Origin of the sequence: Primorskyibacter flagellatus (genome assembly GCF_014638275.1) — a bacterium.
GTDB lineage: Bacteria > Pseudomonadota > Alphaproteobacteria > Rhodobacterales > Rhodobacteraceae > Pseudooceanicola > Pseudooceanicola flagellatus_A.
The window spans coordinates 1,024,498-1,038,269 of the sequence record NZ_BMFJ01000002.1 but is presented as its reverse complement, the minus strand read 5'-3'; the positions used below and the strand labels follow the sequence as shown (position 1 = coordinate 1,038,269).

11 protein-coding genes are annotated in these 13,772 nt (G+C 60.0%); 1 reads left to right on the top strand and 10 read right to left on the bottom strand.

The window, feature by feature from the left end; genetic code table 11:
• Positions 1-36: 36 nt before the first annotated feature.
• The 7 genes from IEV87_RS19375 to gyrB all read right to left on the bottom strand — a co-directional run bounded on the left by IEV87_RS19375 (position 37) and on the right by gyrB (position 10,765).
• The gene (locus tag IEV87_RS19375; protein ID WP_188479458.1) at positions 37-768 is read right to left on the bottom strand and encodes a M48 family metallopeptidase; all 732 of its coding nucleotides are present in this window, start codon (positions 766-768) and stop codon (positions 37-39) included.
• Positions 765-4,046: a type I restriction endonuclease subunit R gene (locus IEV87_RS19370; RefSeq protein ID WP_229737706.1), complete on the bottom strand. Its 3,282-nt coding sequence runs from the start codon at positions 4,044-4,046 to the stop codon at positions 765-767. The genes IEV87_RS19375 and IEV87_RS19370 overlap by 4 nt, the downstream gene beginning before the upstream one ends.
• A 174-nt stretch (positions 4,047-4,220) precedes the next feature.
• Positions 4,221-4,679 (bottom strand): hypothetical protein, encoded by a 459-nt coding sequence (locus IEV87_RS19365; protein ID WP_188479457.1) that lies wholly within the window; start codon positions 4,677-4,679, stop codon positions 4,221-4,223.
• A gap of 5 nt (positions 4,680-4,684) precedes the next feature.
• Positions 4,685-5,383 carry a DUF3800 domain-containing protein gene (locus tag IEV87_RS19360; protein WP_188479456.1) on the bottom strand — a complete coding sequence of 233 codons (699 nt, stop codon included), beginning with the start codon at positions 5,381-5,383 and terminating at the stop codon, positions 4,685-4,687.
• Entirely contained in the window at positions 5,373-6,548 is a 1,176-nt protein-coding gene (locus tag IEV87_RS19355) for a restriction endonuclease subunit S (RefSeq protein ID WP_188479455.1), read from the bottom strand. The genes IEV87_RS19360 and IEV87_RS19355 overlap by 11 nt, the downstream gene beginning before the upstream one ends.
• Positions 6,545-8,050, bottom strand: a complete 1,506-nt coding sequence (locus IEV87_RS19350) for a type I restriction-modification system subunit M (protein WP_188479454.1) — start codon at positions 8,048-8,050, stop codon at positions 6,545-6,547. The genes IEV87_RS19355 and IEV87_RS19350 overlap by 4 nt, the downstream gene beginning before the upstream one ends.
• Before the next feature lie 297 nt (positions 8,051-8,347).
• A complete protein-coding gene (gyrB, locus tag IEV87_RS19345; RefSeq protein WP_188479453.1) occupies positions 8,348-10,765 on the bottom strand; it encodes a DNA topoisomerase (ATP-hydrolyzing) subunit B in 2,418 nt (805 codons plus the stop codon).
• Positions 10,766-10,929: 164 nt separating this feature from the next.
• Here gyrB and IEV87_RS19340 point away from each other — a divergent pair, with 164 nt between their 5' ends.
• On the top strand, positions 10,930-11,541 hold the full coding sequence (locus tag IEV87_RS19340) for a glutathione S-transferase family protein (protein ID WP_188479452.1): 612 nt from the start codon (positions 10,930-10,932) through the stop codon (positions 11,539-11,541).
• Here IEV87_RS19340 and IEV87_RS19335 read toward each other — a convergent pair.
• From IEV87_RS19335 to recF, 3 genes are read right to left on the bottom strand one after another with little or no spacing between them, the layout of a single operon-like run.
• Positions 11,538-12,158, bottom strand: coding sequence for a LysE family translocator (locus IEV87_RS19335; protein ID WP_188479451.1), 621 nt, complete (start codon positions 12,156-12,158; stop codon positions 11,538-11,540). The two genes, IEV87_RS19340 and IEV87_RS19335, sit on opposite strands and share 4 nt — an antisense overlap.
• Entirely contained in the window at positions 12,155-12,592 is a 438-nt protein-coding gene (locus IEV87_RS19330) for a VOC family protein (protein WP_188479526.1), read from the bottom strand. The genes IEV87_RS19335 and IEV87_RS19330 overlap by 4 nt, the downstream gene beginning before the upstream one ends.
• Before the next feature lie 8 nt (positions 12,593-12,600).
• A complete protein-coding gene (gene recF, locus IEV87_RS19325; RefSeq protein ID WP_188479450.1) occupies positions 12,601-13,710 on the bottom strand; it encodes a DNA replication/repair protein RecF in 1,110 nt (369 codons plus the stop codon).
• Positions 13,711-13,772 lie beyond the last annotated feature (62 nt).

The window sequence follows — 13,772 nt, the reverse complement described above, 5'->3', positions numbered from 1 at the left end:
AAGCGCGCAGTTCTGTTTAGGTCGAGCAACGTGAGACTATTGTGCGTATAGCCGCTCAGCCAAGCTATCGAGCAAAATCTTCTTACGTTTCCAGTCTGTGTCCGCCTGATCGATTGTCGCCCAAAACTCCTTGCTGTGGTTATGGTGCCTCAGATGGGCCAATTCGTGAAGAATAACGTAATCTATGCACTCACGAGGCGCTTTAATCAGGTGCGGGTTCAGAATGATGGTGCCTTCGGGGGTGCAGCTGCCCCATCGTTTTTCCATGTCTTGAAGCCGAAACGGCGGGCGATCATTGAGCCAGGGAAGCTTCTTCTCCCACTCGGCCAAGCGCAGGTCGAAATAGTCACGCGCCTTCACACGATACCAAGCCCAGATCCCTGCACGGACGCTCTCCATTGATGCAGAACGACTGGGGACTTCCAGCCTGTTGCCCTTCAACTTAACCGCACCGCGCTGAGTGTCACCTTTGATCACTTTCAGAACGTATCTACGCCCCAGGTAGAGAACCTCTTCTCCGGAGATATATTCCTTTTCGCGAACGTATTTGAAGCGCTCTCGTGATTTTTCGACCTGCGTGAAGACCCACCTTGCCCTTTTGTGAACTGCTTTGCGGATGTCCACAGGGTTCGCGCCTTCCGGTGCATCGACGATGACTTCACCGTTAGGCTCGACGTGGATCGCAATCTTGGTCGTCCGGCTACCATCGGTCTGAACCCGATAGTGAACGGTCTGGCCTCCGTATGTCAAAACAGGATTGGCGCTCATTGGGCTCTCTTAGTCCGTCCTGCGCGAACGATCGCCACGATTTCCTCGATAAGCGATTTGGCCGCATCCAAGCCTCCGAGAACCTGGAAGTAGTGCGGCAAGAGTTGCTTGCGGATCTCGCCTTCGATGTTGCCTGGGTTGATTGAGTGCGTTTTTACCGCGTTCTCAACAGTCTCGTCGATATGGAAGGCTTCTTCGATCATGCGCTCTTCAGTGAGATCACCCGCGCTTCCCTCGGTCTCTGTCCGCAGAACGCCGAAGTAGGACTGGGCTTTGGGGTGCCCCTCAAAGCGATCCGGGACGCCTGGTGTTCTACGCTCGTTGACCTGTTTCTGTAGGTCCTTGAACAAAACGTATTGTTTGTCCGGGTGATCGAACAGCGCCTCGGCCTGCCGAATAGCGTCCCTGAGCAGCTCAGAGAATACACGCTTTGCGTAGGGGTCATCGATCAGATCCTGTTCGATCGTCTTCCGGATCCGCGTCTTGATAAGGTCGGCTTCGGTGCGCTGCTTTTCTTCGGACCAATCCTCCGGCTCCTCTTCGCCAAGCGTGCCAATAGGCAGCACGCCAGGAGGGTCCTTAATGTCTTGGCCAATCACTTGGGTGTCGACCATCCTGCGAATCTGTTGCTCATACTCGGAGAAATCTACGATTTCCTGGGCGTCCCGCTTCGCTTGTGTCCTAAGTTCTGTGAAAAACTTCAGGTCACGCTTGTAGCTGCGGATCTGGGCTTCGTCGAAGGCTCCGTCTTCAAAGAATGCGCGTGAGGACAGTGCGAGCTGTAGGCACATCCCGAATTCTGTGAGCGCCTCATAAAAGTCTTCCCGGATTTTCTGATTATCATCGAGCATATGCCCCGTGCCGTGATCGGCGAAGTTCGGAGCCAGAAGTTGCCGATATTGTTCCCAATCTTGCTTATTTTTGATCGGTTTGAAGATCGCCCAGAGGGCATCGTGAAGTGATGGAAGGCGCTTATACTCGGTTGCCATGTTGGCAACCGTTCCGGCGAGGTCCTCGATGTCGTAGCCGTTTTGAGTTTGGGCAGCCAAATCCTGGTAGCTCTGTATGGAGGTATCGAGTTCGGACAAAATTCCACGGTAGTCGACGAGCAGGCCAAACTTCTTGGCCTCGTGCAAACGGTTCACCCGAGCGATCGCCTGCAAGAGGTTGTGACTCTTCAGATGCTTATCGATGTAGAGGACTGAGTTTCGAGGTTCATCGAACCCCGTCAGAAGTTTGTCGACAACGATGAGGATGTCTGGAGAACCATCTGTGCTGAAATCTTCAATGATGCCATCTTCGTAGCCCTTCGGATCGTTGCCCACAATCGCCTTCCACCATGCCTGCACTTCCGGAGTCTTGGCCTCGTCAGTGTCCTCATGACCTTCACGGGTGTCGGGCGCAGAGATGACGACGGCGCTGGTAACCAGATTGGTCGCGTCCAACGCCGCCTTGTAGCGGATTGCGGATAGCTTTGAGTCCGTTGCCAGCTGCGCCTTCAGGCCCAAGTCGAGCTTCTTGAAATTTTCGCTAAAGTGCTCAGCGATATCCCATGCGATCAAATCGATCCGGTTAGTGGCGCGATAAATACTGCCGCGGGTGGAGAACTTCTTCTTCAGATCCGATTTCTGGCTATCGGTCAGTCCTTTAGTGATCTTTTCAAACCAGGCGTCGATGGCAGCTTCGTTGATATCGACAACCGGTTGCCGCTCTTCGTAGACCAGCGGCGTAACCGCTCCATCCTCTACAGCTCGCTGCATGGTGTAGGCGTGCAAAATTGGCCCGAACTTGTTGCGGGTTTTGTCTTCCTTCAGGAGCGGGGTGCCGGTGAACGCGATGAAGGCAGCATTCGGCAGAGCTTTTCGCATCCGTTCATGGTTCTCACCCCCTTGGCTTCTATGGCCCTCGTCTACGAGCACGATAAGCTGATCCGAAGGGTTGTGGCATTCAGGCAGCTTCGTCGCCGAATTGAACTTCTGCAACAGGGTGAAGATGATCCGCTCGTTACCACCACCGATGCGCTCGGCCAATTCCTTCCCGGATTGGACCTTGGCTTTTTCCCCGTCCTTCTTTGTCGCGACATCAGAGCCAAAGGCTCCGCCGGTCAAGAATGTTCCTGCCAGCTGCTTTTCCAGGTCCACACGGTCGGTCACGACGATGACCCGCGCACCTGCCAACTCGGGCTCGACAAGCAGTGCCTTGGTCAGGAACACCATGAGGTTGGATTTTCCGGAGCCTGTCGTGTGCCAGATCACACCGCCCTCTCGGCTTCCATCAGGCTTCTTCTTTGAAACTTGTTCGATGATGGCCTTGGCGCCGCGGACCTGCTGGTAGCGAGCGACGATCTTTCCCAGCTTCTTGTCGAAGAACATGAAACGCCGCGTGAAATCCAACAACCTGTCCGGCCGAAGCAGCCCGATGATCAACCGATCTTGTTCGGTGACACTGACGGGCGCAGCGTGAAGGCGCTGATAGTCATCGAGGGCATATCCCGGCCGCTCCGCGAATAGGCTGGCGACTTGATCCGCGCTTAGCTGCGCATTTCGGACGGCCGCGAGCTCCACTTCATCAATCTCTTCCTCGCGCCAAATCGACCAGAACTTCTTCTTGGTTCCTGTGGTGCCGTAGAGCCCTTCTGAGCCAGATATCGACAGCAGCAGCTGCGAGTAGGCATAGAGGTCCTGAATGCCGTCTCCCTGCTGGTTGCGCAGGTGCTGGCTGATGCCTTCCTCGACCATCGCCTTGTCGCGCGTCGTCGAAACCGGGCGCTTGGCCTCGATTATGGCCAGCGGGATGCCGTTGACGAAGACCAAGATGTCCGGTCGGTAACTGCCAAGCCCGCCGGGGCGCTGCACGCTGAATTCCTCGACCACGTGGAACTCATTGGCCCCGACATCGGTCCAGTCGATCAGCGGGATGGTTTTGCTAGTCTTCTCGCCATCGACGAACTCGGTGACGGTGATCCCCTTGGTGATATGCGACGTCAGGGTCTTGTTCGCCGGGATCAGCCCTTCGGTTAGTCCGGTTGAACTCAAGGTCCGCACGACCTCGTCGATGCCACCGGGGGAGAGCGCGCAGGGCCTCCCCCGATGATCGAACCGATACCTCTTCAGGCGCGCCCGCAGCACACTTTCCAAAAGCACACCCGTGCCAGCCCCGCGCATCGCCAGCGCCTCGCCCGGCCCAGCATAACTGTAGCCCATTGCCATCAGCACATGTAGCGCAGGGAGCTTGGCGGCGGCTTCTTCTCTGGTGTCGGGGGCGCGGTTTGGGGTCACTAAAAGGCTACTCAAATTGGTGTCACATGACGGCACTCACCGCTTCGCGGCGGCGTGCGCAGGGTTGACAAATCCGAAATCAAATGCACATAGAGAGCATGAGTTCGCTGCCTATCGGCTTCGAACCTATCGAGGTCTGGGTCGCTGAACCAGCGTAGCAAATCAGCGACCACACTACACTCCCAACGCGTTTTGGCAGTCTTGCAGCGTCCAAGCGGGCGACTGTCGGATTTTGCCGATGCTGTTATCCGCATCATAGCATGTCACGAAATTTGCTTTGAGGTCACCGTTCTGCTTGGCCGAAAACCGTAGGACAACCACGAAGTCGCCATAAGCAACCGCAACCGACCGAGACGGATCGTATTGTTTTCGTGGCGTTATCCAGCCTTGATACCAGTCAGCAGCAGGCGCATTCAAGGTCGCCACGATCCAGTTCATACGTTGCGCGCGAGGCATGGAGAATTGGTTCTTCACCCCGTCACGGTTCGTGGCCTCATAAAAGGCGTGATCAAACTTGTCTTTTTGAAAATAAACTGGAATGCCGTGATGCGTCGTGATGCGGGATCGAACATAGGTTGTTTCGTAATGCGCACGATACGCCGCCTCATCCGGCAAATTTAGAAACGGGGGCATCTTTGTTACCAGCCTCCGCCAAGATTGATCTTGAAGATATTGAACTTGCGCGCGCTGCGCATAGTGGGACGCAATTTGTGGCCAAGCCGGTCCTCCAAGGCCAGCACCAAACGTTCTTTTGCACTACCTTCTCGCAATGTGTCATTCATCCGGCTGCTGGCGGCGCCCAATAGAAGGTCGGCCAACTGGATAAGGACGACTTGCTTCGAAGGCAGCGCTTGAACGCTTTCAATCGATGCGGACAGATTTGCGTTGCCGAGGACGCGGCCCAACTCGTGCAGACGATCCCGTTCCCGGTTCGATTTCGTGTCGCAGAATATGCTGTAGCTGTTGAAATCGAGTATCCAGTGGTGAAGGACCTGGTAATAAAACTTGTAAAACCCCAGCTCATGGTCCCCTTCGTGAAGCGCAAGATTGACCTGTTCCCGGTCAACTGCGATGCAACGGAACCTCAAGTTGTCACCATAGCCAAAGAACAACTCAACTAAGTCGAGGTAGAAGTCCAATTTTGAGGGAGAAACCTTGCTCCATTTGATCTCGCCCCAAGCATTGTGGCGCTCTCGAAGAGTCTTGATCTTGGCCTTGGCGTCATCCCTCAGGTCAGCGGGCAGCCAGAGGCTGCCAATCATCAGGAATTGCGCTTTCGGATGGCCTGATGTGAACAAGTCGGGGAATGCCTCATCGCAATAGACTTCAAACCGCATCGATTGCCTCCACGTGCACCCGTCGCTTGCCGGTCAGGAGTTGCTGCATCAGGGCTTTTTTCTCGGTGTGGAGCTTTGCGGTTTGGTTGCTCAACTTATCAATTTCACTTTGCGCATCGTCGATTACACCCGCTATAAGTCGCTGCTCTTCAAGTTCCGGCAAAAATAATTTGGTGGACCGAATTATGGCCGCATTTAGGTTAGGCTGTCCCCCTTGGGTAAGACGCTTGGTCTTGTCCATGGCGTGTTCGATTGAACGATGCAAATAGGCAGTATGTGTTCCGACACTGGGTTCAACTGCAAGGATTGCTTGATTGATCGCTGCGGAAATACCTGAGATTGATACGATACCAGCAGTGGCGCCATACATTGCTACGAGAATGTTGCCAGGACTAACCATCCTCGCGGCGGAGGCCTCAAGCGCCGCGTCCGTTATAGTCTCTTCTGGGGACAAAACGCACGCAGCGTTGACTTCGCCCGACTTAATCCAAGGTATCGGTCCACCAAAAAACTCCGGTCTCTTACGCGAGGGAGTTCCTCCAGACCAAGTGCGTGCAATATCCCCCAACCGCACCTCGCGCCACTCTTGTCCCTCGAACTTGGGGAAGCGGCGTTTGCCGGTGAGGAGGGTTTGCATGAGGGCCCGTTTCTGGGTGCGGGCGGTGGCCAGCAGCGCCTCGGCCGTCTCGATGGCCTTGTCCCAAGTCGACAGAATCTCCGCGATCTTCTTTTGCTCGGCGAGTGGGGGAATTTCCACTGGCACCTTGAGCGCATCCTTGGGGTAAAGCCTGAGGCGATCATTCGTTAAGCCATAGGAGTAAGCCCAAAAGCTGTGGATCATACGAGGCGTCTTGAACAGATAAGCTGCAAAGCGCGGATCAAGATTATCCTTGGGCGCGAGCACGACATATGCCGGACTGACGATGGCTTCATTTTCAGCCATGCCAGATGCACCCTGCCACATCCGCATCATGTTATAGGCAATATCTCCTGGCAAAACTCGAAGGTGCTCGCCGGGGCTAAGACTTGTGTCTGTCTTTCTTTCCAAGGTGTCACGGGGCACCAGCCCTCGATCGAGGGTGACTGAGAGGGTCGGCAGGCCATCTTCGCCTCTCGAACGACGGCTAAACATATAGTCGCCAAGGCGTTTGATCTCGTTGGTCATGTCCAGCCCAATTCGCGGAGATACCCTTGCATGCGGGTTTCCAGCCCGTCCATCTCGGCTTGCAGCTGGTCGCGTTCCTTGCGCACGGCCATCAGATCAATCTCGGCCTCCTCCTCGAAGGTGTCGACATAACGCGGGATGTTCAGGTTGAAGTCGTTCTCGACGATCTCGGCCTTGGTCGCGCGATAGGCGTATTTGTCGACCGTCTCACGGGCGCGGAAGGTCTGTTCGATCTTCACGAGGTTCTCTTCGCTCAGCACGTTCTGGTTGGTGCCCGCCACAAACTCACGGCTGGCATCAATGAACAGCACGCTGTCATCTGCCTTGCGCTTGCGGAAGATCAGGACCGCCGCCGGGATGCCGGTGCCGAAGAACAGCTTCTCCGGCAGGCCGATCACGGCATCGAGCAGGTTTTCCTCGATCAGCTTCTGACGGATCTTGCCTTCGGTCGAGCCGCGGAACAGCACGCCATGGGGCACGACCACGGCCATGCGCCCGTTGCCGGGTTTCAGAGTCTCGATCATGTGCAGAATGAAAGCATAGTCGCCCTTGGTCTTGGGCGGGGTGCCACGGCGGAAGCGCGCGAACTTGTCGTTCTCGGCAGTCTCGACGCCCCATTTCTCGAGGCTGAAAGGCGGGTTGGCGACCACGATATCGAAGTGGCGCAGCATGTCGTCCGAGGTGCGCAGTTTGGGGTTGCGGATCGTGTCACCCCATTCGACCTGGTGGTTCTCTTCGCCGTGCAGGAAGAGGTTCATCTTGGCGAGCGCCCAGGTGGAGCCGATCGCCTCTTGCCCAAACAGCGCATAACGGCGCGTGCCGCTGCGCTCGCGGACCAAGCGCCCGCATTTCATGAGCAGCGAGGCGGAGCCACAGGTCGGATCGCAGATGTCGTCACCTTCCTGCGGGTCGACGACGCGGGCCATGAGTTCCGAGACTTCGGCGGGGGTGTAGAATTCACCGGCCTTCTTGCCTGCCGATGCGGCGAAGCGGGAGATTAGGTATTCATAGGCGCCGCCGATGATGTCGAGCGCGCCGACCCGTGAAGGGCGCAGATCGAGCGCAGGCTTGGCGAAGTCTTCGAGCAGGTGGCGCAGGATGTCGTTCTTCTGCTCCTCGTCGCCCAGCTTGTTCGAGTTGAAGCTGATGTCCTGGAAGACGTCCTTGAGCTTGGCGCCATTGGCCTCTTCGACGGCATGCAGCGCCTTGTCGATACGCTCGCCATTGCCAGCCTCAAAGCGGCGCTTGTGCAGTGCATCGAAGGATGCGTTCGCGGGGAGCACGAAAGCTTCCTCTTGCATCATGGCGTCCACAAGCTCGGGAGCATCCGGATATTCGGCCTGGTAACGGGTCCGATGATCCTGCCACACGTCCGAGACGTATTTCAGGAACAGCATGGTCAGGACGTAGTCCTTGTAGATCGAGGGATCGACCACGCCGCGGAAAGTGTCACAGGCGCCCCAGGCAGCCTTATTGATCTCTTGTTGTGTAATAGGGTTCATTCGACTGCTCATTGAGTTTCAAAAACAATAGTCACATGCCGAAGGAGCGCATTCAACAGATGCGAGCCCGCCCATCTGAATGTGGGGGACATTCTCTTCTGATTTTAGTTTTGCACACTGGCTCTGCGGCGTGCCCCCGAAACAAGGTGCATCGGGATCACGGGCGCAATGTTGCGAAATTTTCCGCCGCGAAGCTCAGCTCGGCGGAAAGCATCGAGATCTCGCTCGCGCAACATTATGGGCAAATCGCGCAAACTTATGAGGACCGCGCACGATTATGCGCGATCCTACATACACTCAGATATCCAGATTCTCCACGTTCAGCGCGTTCGCCTGAATGAATTCCCGGCGCGGTTCGACGACGTCGCCCATGAGCTTGGTGAAAAGGTCGTCGGCCTCGGCCATGTCGTCCACTTCGACGCGCAGCAGGGTGCGGGCCTCGGGGTCGAGAGTGGTTTCCCAGAGCTGCTCCGGGTTCATCTCGCCCAGACCCTTGTAGCGCTGAAGCTGAAGGCCGCGTTCGCCCTCCTGCAGGATCGCGGCGGTGAGGTCGAGCGGGCCGTAGATCGGCTGGGTACGGTCACGACGGACAAGCTGGGCCGGGGTGCCGTAGACCTCCTGCAGCGCCGGGGTGACGGAACCGAGGCGGCGGGCCTCGCCGGAGCGGAGGGCATTGCCGTCGAGGGTGCGGACCTCTTCCACCCCGCGCAGGACGCGGGACAGGCGGATGCCCTTGTCCTGGGTCTGGCGGCCGGTCCAGCCACGTTCGTATTCCAGCGCGATCTGGTCGAGCCGCGCCGCCACGTTGTCGGCGACGCCCTGAAGGTCCGCATCGGCCTGACCGGCGACGAAGGCTCCGGCGATGGCGGCCTGTTCGAGGATGTGGCGCGGGTAGTGGGAGGGGAAGCTTTCGATGTAGCGCTTGGTCTGGCGGGCCTCACCCACCACACGCACCAGATCGGGGCCCGCGAGTTCATCGCCATTTCCGAGCCGCAGGATCGCGCCCTCGGTGCCCTGATCGACAAGGTAGTCTTCCAACGCCTGCTGATCCTTGAGGTAAACCTCTGATTTTCCGCGAGAAACCTTGTAGAGCGGCGGCTGCGCAATGTAGAGGTATCCGCCATCGATCAGCTCTGGCATCTGCCGGTAGAAGAAGGTCAGCAGCAGGGTGCGGATGTGCGCGCCGTCGACGTCGGCGTCGGTCATGATGACGATCTTGTGGTAGCGCAGTTTCTTGATGTCGAACTCGTCGCGGCCGATGCCGGTGCCGAGCGCCATGACGAGGTTGCCGATTTCCTGGCTCGACAGCATGCGGTCGAAGCGCGCGCGTTCCACGTTCAGGATCTTGCCGCGCAGGGGCAGCACAGCCTGGGTCCCGCGGTCACGGCCGGTCTGCGCCGATCCGCCTGCGGAGTCCCCCTCGACCAGGAAGACTTCGGTCTTGGAGGGGTCCTTTTCGGAGCAGTCCTTCAGTTTCCCGGCCAGGTAGTTCACATCCAGCGCCGACTTGCGGCGGGTGAGTTCGCGGGCCTTGCGGGCGGCTTCGCGGGCCAGTGCGGCCTCCACGATCTTGCCGACGATCATGCGCGCCTCGTTCGGGTTCTCCTCGAACCATTCCGAAAGCTTTTCGTTCATCAGGTTCTCGACCGCCGGGCGCACCTCGGACGACACGAGCTTGTCCTTGGTCTGGCTGGAAAATTTCGGATCGGGCACCTTGACCGACAGCACGCAGGTCAGACCTTCGCGCGCATCGTCGCCGGTGAAGGAAACCTTCTCCTTCTTGGCGATCCCGCTTTCCTGGGCGTATTTCGTCAGGGTCCGGGTCAGCGCGCCGCGGAAGCCGGCCATGTGGGTACCGCCATCGCGCTGCGGAATGTTGTTGGTGAAGGGCAGGACGTTTTCATGGTAGCTGTCGTTCCACCACATCGCGACCTCGACCCCGATGCCGTCCTTTTCGCCGGAGACATAGATCGGTTCGGGCATCATCGCCTGCTTGGACCGGTCGAGGTATTTGACGAACTCCTTGACACCGCCCTCGTAGAACAGCTCGGTCTTCAGCGGTTCCGCCGGGCGTTCGTCTTCCAGCACGATGCGGACGCCGGAATTCAGGAAGGCCAGTTCACGCAGGCGCTTTTCCAGCGTGGCGTAGTCGTAGTCGAGGTTCGAGAAGGTCTGGGTGGAAGAGAGGAACCGCACCTCCGTCCCCTTCTCGCCCTCTGCCTCGCCGACAACCTCAAGCGGGGCGACGGTGACGGAATTCTCGAACCGGACATAGTGTTCCTTGCCATTGCGCCAGATGCGGAGTTCCAGCCAATCCGACAACGCGTTCACGACGGAAATCCCCACGCCGTGCAGACCGCCCGAGACTTTGTAGGAGTTCTGGTCGAACTTCCCGCCCGCGTGCAGCTGGGTCATGATGACCTCCGCGGCAGAGATGCCTTCCTCGGGGTGCATGTTGACCGGAATCCCGCGTCCGTTGTCGCGCACGGAGACGGAGTTGTCGGCGTGGATTTTCACCCGAACGAAGTCCGCGTGACCGGCCAGCGCCTCGTCAATTCCGTTGTCTACGGCCTCGTAGATCATGTGGTGCAGACCCGACCCGTCGTCGGTGTCGCCGATGTACATTCCGGGACGCTTGCGAACTGCATCCAACCCTTTGAGAACCTTGATCGAATCTGCGTCGTAGGTTTGCTCGGTCTTCTGGGCTTCGGCCATGCGGAAGAGACTCCTCTTAAGATGACGATTTTATAGCGGCGGATGGGGGGCTTGTCACGCCAAACACACAATATTTGGTGGTTTCCGCCGGGCAAATGCGGACTCGACCGCCGCGCGGAAACGGGTAGGTTCGGGGCACCGGAAACCGGCCGCGGAGGCACCCGATGATCACACTTTACTGGAACCCCCAGACCCGGGCCGAACGCATGTTCTGGCTGCTCGAGGAAATCGACGAACCCTACCGGCTGGAGCGGTTCAACTACAAGGACGGGGCGCAGCCGAGCGAGGCGTTCAAACAGGCCAGTCCCCTGCGCAAGTTGCCAGCGCTCAGCGACGATGACGTGCATCTCGCGGATTCCGCGGCCATAGCGCTCTACCTCGCCGACCGTTATGCCATGGGGCGGCTGGCCCCGGCGCTGGACGACCCGGCGCGGGGTCCGTACCTCTACTGGATGTTCTTCACGCCTTCGGCGCTGGAACCGGCGATTGCCGAAAAGGTCGGCGGGCTTGAGCCGCGCCCGACCTCCTACCCCTGGGGCACCTTCGACCGGATGACGGGCGCCTTCGAGGACCGGCTAAAGGGTCGCCACTGGATCGCATCGGACAGCTTCACCATGGCGGATGCGGTCATGTCCTCCTCCATCGCCTATATCGCAGCGTTCAAGCTGTACGAGCCGGTGCCGCATGTGGCGGATTATCTCGCGCGGTGCACGGACCGGCCGTCCTATGCGGCGGCGGCGAAACGGCTTGAGGAGGCAATGGCGGCGCTGGCCTAAAGCACGGCGATCAGCACCCCGACCAGGCACATCAGGGCCCCCGCGACAAGGTTGGTGCGCCGCATCGCCGTGCCCGAGGCCAGCAGCAACCGCACCCGGTCCACCATGGCCGCGAACAGCAGGTTGCCGAGGAAAGGCACGATCATCGACACGGCCATGATCGCCGTCACATCGGCCCAGGTCACCTGCGTCAGGTCGAAGAAACCCGGCAGGACGCCCATGTAGAACAGGATCGCCTTGGGATTGCCGAGGATCACCACCAGCCCGGCCGCAAAGCCCGCCCACATGCCCGGGCGGGTCAGGCGGCTGTCGGCGGCAATGGTTTTGTCAGCGTTGCGGATCAGCAGCACGCCCATGGTCAGGAACATCAGCGCCCCGACATAGCGCAGCGCCGTCATCAGCCAGGCTGCCTGTTCCACCAGCCAGGTCACACCGAGGATCGCCAGAAGCGGCCACATCGCATCCCCGATCACCACGCCAAGCGCCAGCGGCCAGGCTGCCTGGAACCCGCCGGAGAGGGACCGCGCGATCAGGGCCAGCCAGACCGGCCCCGGTGTCAGGAACAGCACGAAGAGAGCGCCGGCATAAAGCGCCAGCTGCGCGAGGGTCAGGGTCATTCGGGGTCCGGTATGGTCAGGGTGCCGTCGTCGTTGACGGTCCAGAAGGGGTTATGAGCCAGTTCCCAGACATGGCCGTCGGGGTCGGCGTAGTAGCCGGAGTAGCCGCCCCAGAACACTTCCTCCGGCCGCTTCAGGGACGTGGCACCGGCCGACACGGCAAGGTCGAAGGCCGCATCCACGGAGCCGCGGTCGGGAAAGTTCTGTGCCAGCGTCACCGCCCCGGTGCCAAGCGCCGCGCCTTTCCGGCCCTGATCCTCCGCCAGGTCTGCCAGCCCGAACAGGCCAAGCGCCATGCCCTGTCCCGCCATCCGGTAAAAGACGACCCCCGGCTGCTCCCCGTGCGGGTGCCAGCCGAGCGCGGCATAGAACGCCTCTGCGCGCTTCAGGTCGGCGACACCGAGGGTGACAAGGTTCACGCGCTGCGGGGTGATGGGCTTGGTCATGGCGTTTCCTCCTCAAGCCGGCTTTCGCCGTCTTCGTCCGATACATGCAGATGCTGCGCCCGGTCGCCCAGCTCCGCGAACAGCTCCGCCCCCGTGCCGGTCATCCAGGCCTGCGCACCGAGGGCGCAGACCTCGTCATAAAGGGCGGCGCGGCGGGTGGCGTCAAGGTGGGCTGCGACCTCGTCCAGCAGGAGGATCGGCGGCGCGCCGAAGTCGCCGGACAGCGCCCGCGCATTGGCCAGGATCAGCGAGATCAGCAGCGCTTTCTGTTCCCCGGTGGAAGCGTCCTTCGCCGCGATCCCCTTGTCCATCCAGTGCGCCTCGAGGTCGACACGGTGCGGCCCGATCAGCGTGCGCCCCGCGGCAAGGTCGCGCCGCCGCCCTGCCGCCAGTGCCCCGCGCAGGCCGGCTTCGTCCTCCGGCAGATCACCCTCTGCATGGGACAGCGCCAGATCGGGGGCGGGAAAGGCGGTCGCCGCGCCTTCTGTCGCCGCGGCGATCATCTCCAGCGCGGCGGCGCGGTTCGCGGTGATGCGCGCACCGGCCTCCGCCATCTGCGATTCAAGTGCGACGTACCAGTGATCGTCCCGCACCATGTCCTTTAACAGCCGGTTGCGTTCCCGCATCGCGCGTTCGTAGGCGACAGAGACCTCCGCGTGATCCGGCAGCAGGCTCAGCACCATCCGGTCGAGGAACCGCCGCCGACCCTCCGCGCCTTCGATCCACAGGCGGTCCATCGACGGTACCAGCCAGAGCACCCGCGCCACCCGGCCCAGTCCCGCCTGCGCCGCCGCCTTGCCGTCGATCCGGACGGTGCGCGCCGTGCCCGGTTCCGCCATGCTCTCAAGCTCATGCATCTGATGCAGCGACCGCAGCACGCCGGTCAGCTTCCAGCCGAGCCCCTGGGGCCGCCGGATCAGGTCCTCCGCCGCCGCGCGCCGCAGTCCGCGCCCGGGGGAAAACATCGATACCGCCTCGAGCAACGAGGTCTTGCCCGCCCCGTTGGCCCCGTAGATCGCCACCGGGCGCCCGTCGCAGGTAACCTCGGCCCGCCGCCAGGACCGGAAATGCGACAGGGTCAGCCGGGTCAGACAGAGCCGTCCCATGCGTCCCCCATCTTCATCTTGCCAGAAATACTCCCGCCGGAGGCAGGCCGCGTCCGCGGCCT